Source organism: Nocardia jinanensis, assembly GCF_014645735.1.
Lineage (GTDB): Bacteria > Actinomycetota > Actinomycetes > Mycobacteriales > Mycobacteriaceae > Nocardia > Nocardia jinanensis.
In genome coordinates, this window is record NZ_BMMH01000001.1 from 247,254 (window position 1) to 262,466 (window position 15,213).

Annotated in this window: 13 protein-coding genes; 12 read left to right on the top strand and 1 reads right to left on the bottom strand. The window is 68.1% G+C overall.

Features of this window, described 5'->3' with window-relative positions; genetic code table 11:
- Nucleotides 1-25: 25 nt before the first annotated feature.
- From nuoL to IEY68_RS01180, 6 genes are all read left to right on the top strand, one after another.
- Nucleotides 26-1,912, top strand: coding sequence for an NADH-quinone oxidoreductase subunit L (gene nuoL / locus IEY68_RS01155; RefSeq protein ID WP_058855692.1), 1,887 nt, complete (start codon nt 26-28; stop codon nt 1,910-1,912).
- Complete coding sequence (locus IEY68_RS01160; RefSeq protein ID WP_058855691.1) at nt 1,909-3,531, top strand: NADH-quinone oxidoreductase subunit M; 1,623 nt, start codon at nt 1,909-1,911, stop codon at nt 3,529-3,531. Before nuoL ends, IEY68_RS01160 begins: the two co-directional genes overlap by 4 nt.
- Complete coding sequence (gene nuoN / locus IEY68_RS01165) at nt 3,521-5,143, top strand: NADH-quinone oxidoreductase subunit NuoN (protein ID WP_058855690.1); 1,623 nt, start codon at nt 3,521-3,523, stop codon at nt 5,141-5,143. The genes IEY68_RS01160 and nuoN overlap by 11 nt, the downstream gene beginning before the upstream one ends.
- A gap of 212 nt (nt 5,144-5,355) precedes the next feature.
- The gene (locus IEY68_RS01170; RefSeq protein ID WP_373292929.1) at nt 5,356-5,979 is read left to right on the top strand and encodes a PAS and ANTAR domain-containing protein; all 624 of its coding nucleotides are present in this window, start codon (nt 5,356-5,358) and stop codon (nt 5,977-5,979) included.
- A 209-nt stretch (nt 5,980-6,188) separates the two neighbouring features.
- A complete protein-coding gene (locus IEY68_RS01175; protein ID WP_058855689.1) occupies nt 6,189-7,655 on the top strand; it encodes an MATE family efflux transporter in 1,467 nt (488 codons plus the stop codon).
- 49 nt (nt 7,656-7,704) lie between these two features.
- On the top strand, nt 7,705-8,655 hold the full coding sequence (locus IEY68_RS01180; RefSeq protein ID WP_058855688.1) for a phosphotransferase: 951 nt from the start codon (nt 7,705-7,707) through the stop codon (nt 8,653-8,655).
- A gap of 203 nt (nt 8,656-8,858) precedes the next feature.
- Here the strand turns inward: IEY68_RS01180 and IEY68_RS01185 are convergent, their stop codons facing one another.
- On the bottom strand, nt 8,859-9,629 hold the full coding sequence (locus IEY68_RS01185) for an SDR family NAD(P)-dependent oxidoreductase (RefSeq protein WP_058855687.1): 771 nt from the start codon (nt 9,627-9,629) through the stop codon (nt 8,859-8,861).
- A 58-nt stretch (nt 9,630-9,687) separates the two neighbouring features.
- Here IEY68_RS01185 and IEY68_RS01190 point away from each other — a divergent pair, with 58 nt between their 5' ends.
- The 6 genes from IEY68_RS01190 to IEY68_RS01215 all read left to right on the top strand — a co-directional run bounded on the left by IEY68_RS01190 (nt 9,688) and on the right by IEY68_RS01215 (nt 15,185).
- A complete protein-coding gene (locus IEY68_RS01190) occupies nt 9,688-10,053 on the top strand; it encodes a MerR family transcriptional regulator (protein ID WP_058855686.1) in 366 nt (121 codons plus the stop codon).
- 302 nt (nt 10,054-10,355) lie between these two features.
- Nucleotides 10,356-10,913 (top strand): MarR family winged helix-turn-helix transcriptional regulator, encoded by a 558-nt coding sequence (locus IEY68_RS01195; RefSeq protein WP_063916172.1) that lies wholly within the window; start codon nt 10,356-10,358, stop codon nt 10,911-10,913.
- The gene (locus IEY68_RS01200) at nt 10,906-12,561 is read left to right on the top strand and encodes an MDR family MFS transporter (protein ID WP_229718553.1); all 1,656 of its coding nucleotides are present in this window, start codon (nt 10,906-10,908) and stop codon (nt 12,559-12,561) included. Before IEY68_RS01195 ends, IEY68_RS01200 begins: the two co-directional genes overlap by 8 nt.
- 154 nt (nt 12,562-12,715) lie before the next feature.
- Nucleotides 12,716-13,243, top strand: coding sequence for a hypothetical protein (locus IEY68_RS01205; RefSeq protein WP_156426264.1), 528 nt, complete (start codon nt 12,716-12,718; stop codon nt 13,241-13,243).
- Nucleotides 13,244-13,447: 204 nt separating this feature from the next.
- Nucleotides 13,448-14,005 carry a copper chaperone PCu(A)C gene (locus tag IEY68_RS01210; protein WP_058855684.1) on the top strand — a complete coding sequence of 186 codons (558 nt, stop codon included), beginning with the start codon at nt 13,448-13,450 and terminating at the stop codon, nt 14,003-14,005.
- Nucleotides 13,998-15,185 (top strand): Dyp-type peroxidase, encoded by a 1,188-nt coding sequence (locus tag IEY68_RS01215; RefSeq protein WP_058855683.1) that lies wholly within the window; start codon nt 13,998-14,000, stop codon nt 15,183-15,185. The genes IEY68_RS01210 and IEY68_RS01215 overlap by 8 nt, the downstream gene beginning before the upstream one ends.
- Nucleotides 15,186-15,213 lie beyond the last annotated feature (28 nt).

Consider the following 15,213-nt stretch of genomic DNA (forward strand, 5'->3'; position numbering starts at 1 on the left):
CCGAGCATGTCGAAAGGACTCTGACGTGGATACTGCAACGCTGTGGCTGCTGCCCGCCCTGCCCCTGGCCGGCGCCGCCGTACTGCTGCTCACCGGGCGTCGCTCCGACGCATGGGGTCATCTGCTCGCCACCGTGACCGCGCTGGCCTCGTTCGCCGCGGCGGTGATCGCCCTCTTCGGGATGCTGGGCCGTGCCGACGCCGATCGCGCGGTGGCGCTGGACCTGTTCAGCTGGGTTCCGGTGGCCGGGCTCCAAGTCGACTTCGGGCTCGCCCTGGACCAGCTGTCGATCTGTTTCGCCCTGCTCATCACCGGCGTCGGATCGCTCATCCACCTCTACTCCGTCGGCTATATGAGCGACGATCCCGGCCGTCGCCGGTTCTTCGCCTACCTGAATCTGTTTCTCGCGGCCATGCTGCTGCTCGTACTGGCGAACAACTACCTGGTGCTGTACCTGGGCTGGGAAGGCGTAGGCCTGGCCTCGTATCTGCTGATCGGGTTCTGGTATCACAAGCCCACCGCGGCCACGGCGGCCAAGAAGGCGTTCGTGGTCAACCGGGTCGGTGATATGGGCCTGGCGATCGCCATGATGATCATGTTCACCACCTTCGGATCCCTCGATTTCACCGCGGTGTTCGCCGCTTCGCCGGGGGCGAGCGATGCCACGCTCACGGCGGTGGGCCTGTTCCTGTTACTGGCCGCCTGCGGTAAATCCGCGCAGGTACCGCTGCAATCGTGGCTCGGGGACGCGATGGAGGGCCCCACCCCGGTGTCGGCGCTCATCCATGCCGCCACCATGGTCACCGCCGGGGTGTACCTGATCGCCCGTTCCAACCCGATCTACGATCTCGCGCCCACCGCCCGGGTAGCGGTGGTGGTGGTCGGCGCGGTGACCCTGCTCTTCGGCGCGATCATCGGTTGCGCCAAGGACGACATCAAGAAAGCGCTCGCCGCCTCCACCATGAGCCAGATCGGCTACATGGTGCTGGCCGTCGGTCTCGGTCCCGCTGGTTACGCGGTGGCCATCATGCATCTGCTGACCCACGGCTTCTTCAAGGCGGGACTGTTCCTCGGCGCCGGATCGGTCATGCACGCCATGGACGACGAAACCGATATGCGGCGCTACGGCGGATTGCGCACCCTGTTGCCGATCACCTACGTCACTTTCGGTCTCGGCTATCTCGCGATCATCGGTGTGCCGCCGTTCGCCGGGTTCTTCTCCAAGGACCGCATCATCGAGGCCGCTTTCGCCGCCGAGGGCGCCGCCGGTCCGATCCTGGGCACCGTCACCCTGCTAGGCGCCGGTCTCACCGCGTTCTATATGACGCGGGTGATGCTGCTGACCTTCTTCGGCGAACGCCGCTGGAAGCCCGATACCCACCCGCACGAATCCCCGGCCGTGATGACGGGCCCGATGATCCTGCTGGCACTCGGTTCGGTCGGCGCCGGGGCGGTTTTCGTCTGGGGTTCCTCATTGCAGAACTGGCTGGCACCGGTCGTCGGGGAGCACCACGGCGAACCGATCCTGCCGGTCCCGGTGATCACCGGGCTCGCGCTGGCAGTGGTCGCGGTGGGCGTCGCGGTCGCCTACCGGCAGTACGCGCGCAGTGAGGTGCCCGACAGTGCGCCGCAGGAGGTGACCGCGCTGACCGTCGCCGCCCGCCGGGATCTCTACGGTGATGCGGTGAACGAGGCCGCGTTCATGCGGCCCGGCCGCCATCTGACCCGCGCGCTGGTCTTCCTCGACAACCGCGGTATCGACGGTCTCGTCAACGGCACCGCCGCGGTGATCGGCGGTCTGTCCGCGCGGGCCCGCCGGATCCAGACCGGTTTCGTCCGTTCGTATGCCCTGTCCATGTTCACCGGCGCGGCCCTGGTGGCCGCAGCCCTGCTGGCCGTGAGGATCTGGTGAGCGCCGTGCCCTGGTTGTCCGTGCTCTGGCTGTTGCCCGTAGTGGGCGCGACGGTCGTACTCCTGCTGCCGGCCGCGCAGCGGTCACTGGCCCGCTGGGTCGGCCTGGTGGTCGCGATCGCGACCTTCGGGGTGGCCCTCGGGGTGGCCGCCGCGTTCCAGCCCGGCGGCGACCAGTTCCAGTTCATCGAATCCCGCACCTGGATACCGGCGTTCGGTGCCGGGTACACCCTCGGGGTGGACGGGATCGCCCTGGTCCTGGTGCTGCTCACCGCCGGACTGGTGCCGCTGCTCATCGTCGCCGGCTGGCACGACGATCGCGAGGTGGGCACCGGAAAGCGGGTGGCGCACACCTATATCGCACTGACACTGCTGGTCGAAGCCATGGTGCTGGTGTCCTTCCTGTCCCTGGACATCCTGCTGTTCTACGTGTTCTTCGAGGCCATGCTCATTCCGATGTACTTCCTGATCGGCGGTTTCGGGCCACGCACCGACGATGCGCAGGTCCGGCAGCAGCGTTCCCGCGCCGCGGTGAAGTTCCTGCTGTACAACCTCTTCGGCGGCCTGATCATGCTTGCCGCGGTGATCGGTCTGTATGTACTCACCGTCCAGCAGGACCTCGGCGCGGGCGGCGCCGGAACCTTCGATATGCGCACGGTGGTGGCGGCAGCCAATTCCGGACAGCTCGGTGCCGGACCCGCGGTGCTCAATGCCCTGTTCCTCGGCTTCATGTTCGCGTTCGCGGTGAAGGCGCCGCTGTGGCCGTTGCATACCTGGCTACCGGACGCGGCGGTCTCCGCGACCCCGGCGAGCGCGGTGCTGATGATGGCCGTGGTGGACAAGGTCGGCACCTTCGGCATGTTGCGCTACTGTCTGCTGCTCTTCCCCACCGCGGTCGACACCTACGCGCCGCTGGTGATCACCCTGGCCGTGATCGGCATCGTCTACGGCGCACTGCTCGCCATCGGTCAGACCGATGTGATGCGGCTCATCGCCTACACCTCGATCTCGCATTTCGGGTTCATCGTGCTCGGTATCTTCGCCATGACAAGCCAGGGCCAGACCGGCGCGACCCTCTACATGGTCAACCACGGCCTGTCCACGGCGGCGCTGTTCCTGGTGGCCGGATTCCTGGTCTCCCGGCGCGGCAGCCGGCTCATCGCCGACTACGGCGGAGTACAGAAGGTGGCGCCGGTACTGGCCGGAAGTTTCTTCATCGCGGGCCTGGCCACCCTGTCGCTACCCGGACTGGCCCCGTTCGTCAGCGAATTCCTGGTTCTGATCGGCACTTTCAGCAGGTATCAGGTGGCGGCGGTAATCGCCGCCGGCGCCCTGGTCCTGGCCGCCATCTATGTGCTGTGGTTGTACCAGCGGATGATGACGGGCCCGGTGGCCGAGGGCAGCGAACGTATCCGGGATCTGGTGCCGCGCGAACTCGTGGTCGTGGTACCGCTGCTGGCCGCCCTGATCTTCTTCGGGGTATATCCGAAGCCGGTGCTCGACTTCATCGACCCCGCGGTGACCCAGACCCTCACCACCGTCGGCAGTGTCGATCCATCACCGCCGGTCCCGGCACAGCCGGAGGCGGCGAACCCCGGAGGTGTGCGTCATGAGCGCTGAGTTGCCCACCGGCGTGGTCCTGGCCGCGTCCGTACCCGCGCCGAGTATCGAATACCACATCCTGGCCCCGATCCTCATCGTCTTCGGTGCCGCCGTCATCGGGGTTCTGGTGGACGCGTTCTTCCCGCGCCCGTGGCGGTATCCGGCGCAGCTGATCCTGACCCTGGCGGCTCTGGTGGCGGCGCTGGTAGCCGTGTTACTGCTCTCGGGAACCTCCACCACGGCCGCGGTCGGCGCGGTCGCCGTGGACGGAGTCACCCTGTTCTTACAGGGCACACTGCTGATCGTCGGCATCCTCTCGGTGCTGTTCGTCGCCGAGCGCGGTCCGCTGCCCCGGCCGCGCTCCGGGCCCGGGACCTGGAGCCGCGCCGCCGCAACCGCCGATTACGGTATGGATGCCTTCACCCCGCAGGCCTCCGCTGTCCCGGGTAGCGGTGCCGAACGGTCCGCCGCCACCGCGGGTATCACCCCCACCGAGGTGTTCCCGCTCCTGCTGCTCGCCCTGGGCGGCCTGCTGTTGTTCCCCGCCGCCAACGATCTGCTCACCATGTTCGTCGCACTGGAAGTGCTCTCCCTGCCGCTGTACCTGCTGTGCGGCCTGGCCCGGCGGCGCCGGCTGCTCTCCCAGGAGGCCGCACTGAAGTACTTCCTGCTGGGCGCGTTCTCCTCGGCTTTCTTCCTCTATGGGGTCGCGCTGCTGTACGGCCAGGCCGGGACGGTCCGCCTCGCCGGTATCGCCGACGCCCTCGCCGCCGACTCCGGCGCGCCCACGCTGGCACTGCTGGGTGTGGCCATGCTGGCCGTGGGTCTGCTGTTCAAGGTCGGCGCGGTGCCGTTCCAGGCATGGGTACCCGATGTGTACCAGGGCGCCCCCACACCGATCACCGCGTTCATGGCGGCCGCGACCAAGATCGCCGCATTCGGCGCGCTGCTGCGGGTGCTGTCCGTGGGCGTGCCGGGGATCGCCGACGATTGGCGGCCGGTACTCGCCGCCGTAGCTGTAGCCACCATGGTGGTGGGCGCGATCCTGGCGATCACGCAGACCGATATGAAGCGGATGCTCGCGTATTCGTCCATCGCCCATACCGGGTTCCTGCTCACCGCCCTGGTCGCCGCCGATGATCGCGGAATCGCCGCGACCCTGTTCTACCTGTTCGTCTACGGGCTCGGCACTCTCGGCGCTTTCGCGATAGTGAGTATGGTCCGCGAAACCGACGGCTCCGAGGCGACCGCGCTGTCACGCTGGGCCGGCCTCGGCCGCCGGGCCCCGTGGCTCGCCACCCTGTTCGCGCTCCTGCTGCTGTCGTTCGCCGGTATCCCCATCACCGCCGGTTTCGTCGCCAAATTCGCGGTCTTCCAGGCGGCGGCCGGCAGCGACGCCGGACTGCTGGTGATCGTCGGCGTCCTGGCCAGCGCGGTCGCCGCGTTCTTCTACATCCGGGTGATCGTGCTGATGTTCTTCACCGACCCACCGGCCGATCCACCGGAAATAGTCGGCCCGCCCGCCGCGACCACGGTCGCGGGTGTCGCCGCCCTCGCCACCCTGCTCCTCGGCATCGCTCCGCAACCGCTACTGGATCTGGCCGATCGCGCCGGCGAATTCGTGCGTTGACCCGGCCCCTGTCCAGGGCCCGGCACCCACATCCGGTGAAGACCGGAGCTACGGCTGCGGCGACGAGAGCGGTCGGCGTGGCCGACCCGCCGGGGACCGTCACACCAGCGTGGCCGCCGAACGAACCGCAGGAGGGTGGCGGTGCTGCGCGCGCAGGCGTGCAGGAAAATAAGCGGGTGAGGAATAGATGCGTTTCGCAAGACCCGGCGCAGGTGACGCCGGTGTCGCAGCGAACGGGTAGTTTTCGGTTCTGGCTGGCCGAACAGCGCTGGGAGTGGTCCGACGAGGTCGCGGCCCTGCACGGGTACGCTCCTGGTGAGGTGGAACCGACCACCGAACTACTGCTGGCGCACAAGCATCCCGAAGACCGCAGCGGCGTCGCCGACACTTTGGCGACCGTGGTGAACACCGGCGCACCCTTCAGCAGCCGCCACCGCCTCATCGATACCACCGGCCGAGTGCACCACGTCCTGGTCGTCGGGGATCAGATGCTCGACCCTGACGGCGCGGTGACCGGCACTGCCGGCTACTACATCGACATCACCGACACCCTCGGCGAAGAGCGCCGCGACGCCCTCGACGCCGCGATACCCGGGCTGGTCGCGGCACGGGAGCTGATCGAGCAGGCCAAGGGCGCGGTGATGATGGTCTACGGGATCTCGGCCGAACAGGCTTTCCGCGTGCTGATCTGGCGGTCACAGGAGACCAACATCAAACTCCGCGACCTGGCCGCCGAGCTGATCGCCGCGGTGGGCGAGTTCGGTGGCGCCGGAACACACACTCGCACCCGTTTCGACCACCTCCTGCTCACCGTCCACGACCGGCCTCAGCCCTGATTCGAAAGGTGACAGCTCCCCCGCCCCCACCGGCAGCCCATCGGATTATGGACATCCGCCTGCTGGAAGAGTTCGGGACCGTTGCGGGCTCAGGGTCGCCGTAGCATCGGTCGGCGGCAGCCCGCCGATGCCGGCGCCCTCCCCGAGGCGCCGGACCCAGCAGGTCACTAGAGTCCTGCCATGGGGTGGTCGATAAGGGAATTCGTCCGGTGACCGAGGGGCGTGTGCCGCCACAGGAGCCGGATGCGCGCTTCGGTTCCCGGTTGTGGCAGGTGGTCCGGATCGCCGGGCCGGTGGTACTCACCTCGGCGACCACCGTCGTACTCGGGCTGACCGATACCGCTCTGCTGGGGCACCATTCGACCGAAGCCCTGGGGATCGCCGCCCTGACCCTGCCGCTCTGGGTGTTCTGTTCCGCGCTCGTGATTCCCTGGGGTTCTGCCACACAGATATCGGTGGCCCGCTGGTACGGATCCGGCGACACGGCGGCGATCCGGGAGCTCGTACGGCCGGGGTTGTCGGGAGCTTCCGCGATCGGTGCGGTGGTCGCGTTCGTGGGTGCGGTGGCCGCGCCGGTGCTCGTCGCGGTCACCGCGCCGGCCGGTCTCGACCACGGCGAGGCAACGATCATGCTGTGGATTCTGCTGTGTGGTCTGCCGTTCACCGCGGCTACCGCACACCTCAACGGCATCTTGGCCGGGGCGGGCGACACCGCCTCCGGCGCACGCGTTTCGGTGGCGGTGGCCGCGCTGAACGCGGCCCTGTCGGCCACCCTGATCTTCGGGGCGGGCTCCGGGCCGGTGGGATCCGCGACGGCGTCGACCCTCGCACTCATCGCCGGGAGCTGCGCGCTGGTCCTGCGTGTGCGTTCGATATGGGGGTTCGAACAAGTCTCTGCTGTTCGTGGCCCACTTCGGAACTGGGCATCTCTCGCCTTACCAGATGTCGCCTTCGGCGCGGCCAGTTACGGTGCCGACGCGGCCATCGCGATGATCGCGGCCGGTACGGGCGCAATCAGCCTGGCGGGGCATCGGGTGATGAGCACGGCAACCTCACTGGTGTGGATGTTCGTGTTCGGGACCGGGGTGGCGATCGCGGTACTGACCGGCCAGCGCCTGGGTGCCGGTGACCACCACGGCCGGGCGGCCTTCGTCCGGGCCGGAGCAGTGGTGATGCTGGTCTGCTCATGCACCCTGGCGGTCGCGGTTGCGGCGTTGTCGCCGTGGTTGTTCCAGCTCCTGAGCGCCGACTCGGCGGTAGTGCAGGCCGCCGGCGGTGTTGTGTGGACCCTGCCGGTGGTGGCGCCGGTTATGGCGATCAGCATGATCTACGCGGCACAGCTACGTGCCGCCGGCGATACGAAGGGCGTCATGTACGCCTCACTCTTCTCGGTCTCGTGCGTCACCCTCCCCGCGGTCTGGGTGCTCACTACCGTCTGCGACTCGGGTCTTTCCGGGATCTACTACGGGATCATGGCGGGCTGGATCGCCCGCACCGCGGCGACCTACCTTCGCTACGCCGGTGCGGGCCGTGCCAGATCACGCGCACGCAGCGGTGCCCTCCGCCGCAGGTTCTCGGTGCGTCGGTCCGCCGCCTCGATATCGCCGAGGGCGCGCTCAACGCCTCCACCCGCCACCCCGGCGCGTTGCCCGCACCGGTGGCCGCCCAGCCGGTGAAGTACCTTCATCTCATCAAGGCTCGGAAACCCCCTGAAACGATGAAGCCATGACCACCTTCCTGACGCCACAAGAGCTCGCCGACCGCACCTCGGCCGCCGTCGACGCGGCCGTCGCGGCAGGACGAGAGCTCGGCCTGGCCGTCACCGACCCCACGGTGCTGCACGACGTCTTCTCCGTCGTCGTCCATCTGGCGCCTTCCCCGGTCGTGGCCCGAATTCCCACCGTCACGCCGCACTCGGAGGAACTGATCGCCCTCGCGCGCCGCCAGCAGGACGAGCTGGACGTGACACGCTGGCTCGCCGGCCGAGGAGTCCCCGTGATCGCGCCCAGCCCGCTCGTGCCGCCCGAACCCGTGCAGCGCGACGGTTTCTCGATGACACTCTGGCCGTTCGTCCCGCAGGACCGGGACAAGGAACCCGACTACGTGGCGAACGCCGAGAGCGTCGCCGACCTGCACGTGGCGATGCGCGCCTATCCGGGCCGGCTGAAGTTCCTGTCCGCGGCCGAACCACAGTTCATCAGCGAAAGCCTTGCCCGGCTCGACCGGCACCACATCCTGATCGGTGCGGCCGAGCTGGACCGCGCCCGCCGCGAGTGGCAGATCCTGGAACCCCTCGTGCGCTCACGCACGGCCTTCGAGGCCCGGTTCCCGGGTGCCGGCCTCCAGCCCATCCACGGCGACTCACCGCCCGCGAACATTTTCTCCGGCGTGGACGGCGACCTCTACGCCGATTTCGAGCTGGTCACGCTGGGGCCCGTCGAGTGGGACCTTGCCGGTCTCGGGCCCGAGCACGAATCCGCGTACAACCGCGGCGCGCGGCGCAACGGCACGAGGCCGCTCGACGAGGAGGTCTTGGGCTTCGTCAACGCGGTGGGCATGCTGCGGGTCGTCGCGACCCTCACGCTGGCACCACAGCTGCCCGAGCTGACGGAGTACCTCGAGCCCGCCCTCGACCAGTGGCAGACGATGCCCTTCGCGGGCGGCATGACCAGCTGACACCGGGCGGTGGCAGGATCGTGCGATGGCAGCTGGCAGAAGCGACCACCACCGCAGACTATCGGCTTTCCTGGCTTCATCGGTAAGGCAAATCGCGCGGACGCCTCCGCACGGGCTCGGCGCGTCGGGCAGGTCGGCACCAGTACATCCGACTCACCAATGTCCCCGCTCCAGCTTCCAGCAGCGGAGTCCAGGCGCATTTCTCAACTGAGCCCCTGGGCGAAGCCACCGTCGACGATGAGTTCGGTGCCGGTGGTGAAGGTGGCGTCGGCCGCCAGATACAGGGCAGCTGCGGCGACCTCGTCGACCGTTCCCGGCCGGCCCATCGGTGTGGTCGCTTTGCCGTCGCGGATGAATTCCTCGCGTTGCCGGTCGGTCAGTTCGGCCACGCCCATGCTGGGGGTGAGGATGAACCCGGGGGCCACGGCGTTGACCCGGATGTTGCGTGGCAGCAGTTCGGCGGCGAGGACTCTGGCGAACGCGCGGACGGCTTCCTTGGCGGCGGAGTATGCGCTCAGGCCGGGAAAGATCCGGTCGTTGGACACGGTGGTGAAGACGATGCTGCCGTTGTCACCGATGAGGGGTGCCAGGCGTTGGGTGGTGAAGAAGGCGCCCTTGGCGTTGACGTCGAAGACGCGGTCCCAGTGTGCGACGGTGGCATCGGCGAGGGTCTGGAACTCTGCGATGCCGTGGTTGACGAACAGGTAGTCGATTCCGCCGAGCCGGTCTTCGATGGTGCGGCCGAGGCTGTCGATATCGTCGGCGTCGGTCGCATCGGAGCGGACAACGTGTGCAGGGAATTTTTCCAGAGTGGCTCGCGCCTTTTCGATCCCGGCCGGGCTGCGTCCGGTGAGAACCACTTCGGCGCCGCGGTCGAGGAGGGCCTGCACGATGGCCAGGCCCATACCGTGGGTGCCGCCGGTGACGACTGCGGTCCTGCCGGCCAATGTTTTCGGAGTTTCGGTCTCGGTCATACGGCGACGCTAAACTTTGACGTTGACGTGAAGGTCAAGAGTGTGAGGCGGGCATCACATGCGTATCGGCGAGCTGTCACGCAGAACAGGTCTGAGCACTCGGGCGCTGCGCTACTACGAAGAGCAGGGTTTACTGCAACCGCAGCGGCGTTCGAGCGGCTATCGGGACTATGAGGAAACCGCGGTGGAGTCGGTGCGCCGGATCCAGATCCTGCTGGCAGCCGGGCTGCCTACCCGTGTCGTCGCCGAGGTGTTGCCCTGCATGACCGTTACCGGCCGCTACCTCGCGCCGACCTGCGATGAGATGGCCGAGGACCTGCGCGCCGAACTGGATCGCATGAACCGCGACATCGACGAACGACGAGCCGCTCGCGAGATCCTCGAATCCATTCTCGCAGCGAAGCCGCGCACCGTCTCGCCGTGATCCCGGGTTTCCGCGCCAGGGCGCGCGGTGAGACCTCGGAGCTGTCGATATGCCGGCGGCTGCTACACGCAGCCCACCGGTGGGCCTGGGAAGCACCGATCGTTACCGACCATCTGCGATCGATGTACCGCGGGCGCCGGACGACGGCCCGACTACAGGCGCTCGGGAACGCCGCCGACGGCTCATAGGGGAATCTTCCCAGGTCGAGTGTGGGAATACGCACAGTTCACATTTGTTGATTAGCGAAAGCAACAAATTTATAGTTGATTACTGCAAGCAACTGAACGAGGTCTGGAGCACGCATGGGAGTTCCCCCCGATACAGCCCAAGGCATCCTCGACGAACTCTTTCTCATCAGTCGAGCGCTCCGCCGGTCCCTTGCGCAGCCCGAAGAGGGCCACCTGCTGCCGGGCGGAATCAGTGTCCTGGTCAACCTGGAATCGGCCGGTCCGTGCCGCCAGATCGACCTCGCCACCCAGATAGGTATCAGCCCCTCGGCCATGAGCCGCCATATCACCGAACTGGTCGCCGACGGCTATGTACTGCGCAATACCGACCCAAGCGATGGGCGCGCCATCCGCGTGGAGGTGTCCCCCGCCGGCCACGAACTGCTCGGCCGGATCCGGGAATCCCGGATCCGGGGCCTGCAGGAGGTACTGGCCGACTGGACCGTGGACGACGCCGAACACGCCCACCAGATCCTGAACACCCTCCGGTGCCGTCTCATCGCCCGGGACAGTCACAGTGCCGCGACCGAAAATCACAAGCATCCGCACAGCTCATCGTCCGCGCACACGCAGCGCAGCGTCACGGAAGGACCCGAGCAGCAACCGAAAGAGAGTCAGGAAACAGATGTCTAGTTCAGTCGAGGCGGTGACGCGGCGAGATCCCTACGCGATGAGTCACCGCGAGGTTCTCGAATCGCTCACCGGACTGCTGGCCGCGCTGTTCACCGCGCTGCTCAGCACCACGATCGTGGCCACCGCGCTGCCCACGATCATCGGCGACCTACAGGCCTCGCAGACCGCCTACGCCTGGGTGATCACGACCGCGCTGCTGGCGAACGCGGCCTCCACCCCGATCTGGGGCAAACTCGCCGATCTGTTCAACAAGAAGCTGCTGGTCCAGACCGCCATCGTCATCTTCGTGGCGGGTTCGGTCATCGCGGGTTTCGCGCACGATGTGACCCTGTTGCTGGCCGCCCGCGTCGTTCAGGGCATCGGAATGGGTGGGCTGACGGCGCTCGTCGTCGCCATCATCGGCAGTATCGTCGCGCCGCGTGAGCGCGGACGCTACTCCGGCTATATGGGCGCGGTGATGGCGGTATCGATGTCGGGCGGACCCATTCTCGGTGGTGTGATCGTCGACAGCCCGCTCGGCTGGCGCTGGTGCTTCTTCGTCTGCGTCCCGCTCGCGCTGATCGCCTTGTTCCTGCTGCAGCGCACGCTGCGCCTGCCCACCGACCGCAAGGCCGATGTGTCCATCGACTGGCTCGGCGCCTTGACGATGACCGCGGGTGTGTCGATCCTGCTGATCTGGGTCTCCTTCGCCGGCAAGGCGGGGTACTACGAGTGGTTCTCCCGCGAATCGCTGCTGTACGTGGCGGCGGGTATCGCACTGCTCGCGGCGACCGTATGGGTGGAGTCGCGCGCGAAGTCGCCGATCGTGCCGCTGCGGATCGTCACCGAACGCACCACCGGACTGGCGATCATCGCGTCCATCGCGGTCGGTATCGGTATGTTCGGCGCGACCACCTTCCTCGGCCAGTACTTCCAGACCGCACGCGGTTACTCACCGACCACCGCCGGCATCCTGACCATTCCGATGGTCGCGGGTATGCTCGTCGCCTCGGTGGGCTCCGGTCAGCTGATCACTCGCTTCGGCAACTGGAAGCCGTTCGTCGTCGGTGGCGCGGGTCTGCTGGTCGTCGGCTTCGGACTGCTCAGCACGATCGACCACGATACGAACCTGTGGCTGGTCGGCGCGTATATCGCGGTCGTCGGCCTGGGGGTCGGCATGATGATGCAGAACCTGGTGCTGGCCGTCCAGAACACCGTCGGCGTGCACGATATCGGCGCGGCATCCAGCAATGTCGCCTTCTTCCGCACGTTCGGTGGCGCCATCGGTGTTTCGGTCCTGGGCTCGGTCCTGGCTACCCGCGTGGGCGAACTATCCGCCCAGGGTTTCGCCCGGCTGGGGATCCAGGCATCCGGGAGCGGCGGTAGCAATCTGGACCTGAGCAGCCTGCCCGCACCCATCGCCACCATCGTGCGCGCGTCCTACGGCGACGCGACCGGGCGGATCTTCCTGATCGCCGCGGTCGCAGCGGTGGTCGCGCTCCTGGCGACCACTCTGCTGCCCGACCGCCCGCTGCGGCGCACGATCGATATCGATCCGGGGCTCGACCCGATGCGCGCCGACGACCACGGAGGCCGTACGGGACAGCCCGATGAGGCGGAATCCGGCGAATTCGCCCACGACCGCCGGGAACCCGTGCTGCAGAACTGATCGCGTAGCAACCACCGGTGCGACCCCGGGTATCGCGGAGATACCGGGGGTCTTCCGCCTTCGCCGGGCCGGCGCCCGACGTCCGTACCGCCACCGCGGATTTCCTCGACGGAGCACCTGGCCGAATGACTACGACCAGACGTAGTATCAACGCGTGGCCACTCCCGGACCGACTTGCCCGCGCCTGCGCGGTGTGTTCGCCGGTGCGGCGGCGGGGGTGGTGAGTATCGCCGCCCACGCGTTCGGTGGCGGAGCGCTCGCCCCGGGGACTTCCACGGTCGCACTGCTACTCGCGGGTTGCGCGATCACCGGCGCGCTGGCGACAGCCACACGCCCCGGACGCGGACCGATGCCGCTGATGGCACTGCTTGCCCTCGGCCAGGCGATCGGGCACACCGCGCTGGTCACCGCCCCGGGGCACCACCACGGGGCGCTGTCGACCGCGACGATGCTGATGGCGCATCTGCTCGCGATTCCAGTGGGTGCACTGCTGATCCATACCGCCGAACGCGCGGTCCGATATGCGGTATCGCGCCTGAAGAGGACGCTGCGCCGAGCCGGCTGCCGCGAGATCTCCTTTCGCCGGACGGTAATCGTCCCGGCAGGAGAGCACCGGCCCGCCCGGCTGCTGCTCCTGTCCTCGGGCCCCGGCACCCGCGGGCCGCCACCCCCGCGCGTCTGATTTCCTCTCGCCGCAACGCGCTCCGGCCTCCACATCGAAGGCATCGCGCGTTCCGGAGACAATCGCCGTCGCCGTGGCCGGACCCCAGTACGGGCCGGCGTCGAGGCGTCCGGCGCCGCCTGCCGTGCGCACGACAGGTATCTGCCATCGGCACCGGAGTTCGACCGCAGCGGCACCCCACATTCTTCCGATCGGAGCAGATCTATGCCATTTCGTCCACCCGCGGACCGTAAAGGTGCCGCCACCAACAGAATTCGGCGGGTGATCGCCGTGGCGGCCACGGCGCCGCTACTCGCCGTAGCCTGTTCCGCCGAGGAAGAGACGCCGACCACCGCCGCCGATTCGGTGACGATCACCGATCAATGGGCCAAGGCCGCCGACGGCGGGATGTCGGCCGCCTTCGGCGAATTGAACAACTCCGGCGACCGGGAGGTCACCGTCATCTCCGCGAGCAGTCCCGTATCCGCCACCGTCGAATTGCACGAAGTCACCACCGACGGCGGTGGAGCACCCTTCATGCGCCCCAAGGCAGGCGGGTTCGTCATCCCGGCCCGTGGCGAACTGAGCCTGACCCCCGGCGGGGAGCACATCATGTTCATCGATCTGCGCGGTGCGCTGCGGACGGGCACCGATGCGCCGGTCACCCTGAACTTCTCGGACGGCTCCACCACCACCTTCACCGCCCAGGTGCGTGATTTCGCCGGCAACCAGGAGGACTACCGGCCCGACGGCGGGGCGCAACCGCCCGCACACGGTGACTGAACACAGCGGGTCCCGCTTCGACCGGCGGCGCTTCCTGGGTGGTGGCGCCGCCGGGGCGGTGGGGATCGGAGTCGGCGCGACGGCCTTCGCCGTGCTGCGCGGGAACGATCCCGGCGAACCGGCGACCGAACCGTTCCACGGCCCCCATCAGGCCGGCATCGCGACGTCGCCCCAGGCCCGCGTCGCGTTCGCGGCCCTGGACCTGCGCCCCGGGACGACCCGCGACGATATCGTCGGCGCCCTCCGGATCTGGACCGGCGATGCCGCCCGTTTGACCCAGGGCCGGCCCGCGCTCGCCGATACCGAACCGGAGCTGGCACAGCGACCCGCCCGGCTCACGGTCACCATCGGTCTGGGCGCCGGGGTCTTCGAACGCTGCGGCCGCGAGAACGCACGCCCGCCCTGGCTGGCGCCGTTGCCACCGTTCCCGATCGACCGGCTCGACCCCGGCTTCTGTGGCGGGGATCTGCTGTTGCAGGTGTGCGCCGAGGAATCGACGACGGTCTCGCACACGGTGCGGGTGCTGTGCCGGAGCGTGCGCTCGCTGATGTCGGTGCGCTGGGTGCAGCACGGATTCCGGAACGCGGTACCGGGAACCACGCCCAGGAACCTGATGGGCCAGCTCGACGGCACCGCCGATATCGCTGCACCCGATTTCGACAGGCTGGTCTGGGATGACGGATCCGCGCACCCCTGGCTGGCCGGCGGGACATCGATGGTGCTGCGCCGGATCGCGATGACCTTGGACACCTGGGACGAAATCGACCCGGAGGCCCGGGAACTCACCGTCGGCCGCACCCTGGCCACCGGTGCGCCGCTGACGGGCACCGGCGAGTTCGACGAACCGGATTTCACCGCGGTGGATACCGATGGGATCCCGGTGATCCCGCCGTCGTCCCATATCGCTCGGGCCCATCACCGGCACGACGGTGAACGATTCCACCGGCGCGGCTACAACTACGATGACGCCCCGGCTCCGGGCACGATCTCGAACTCGGGTCTGCTCTTCAGCGCCTACCAGCGCGATGTGCGGACCCAGTTCCTTCCGGTCCAGCGGCGGCTGGCCGAGTTCGACGCGTTGAACATCTGGACGACGCCGGTCGGCTCGGCGGTTTTCGTGATTCCGCCGGGAGTTCGCGAACCCGGTGGGTACATCGGTGAAACCCTGTTCGAATCCTGATCGCGCGGTCGATGCCGGTGCCGGGCAC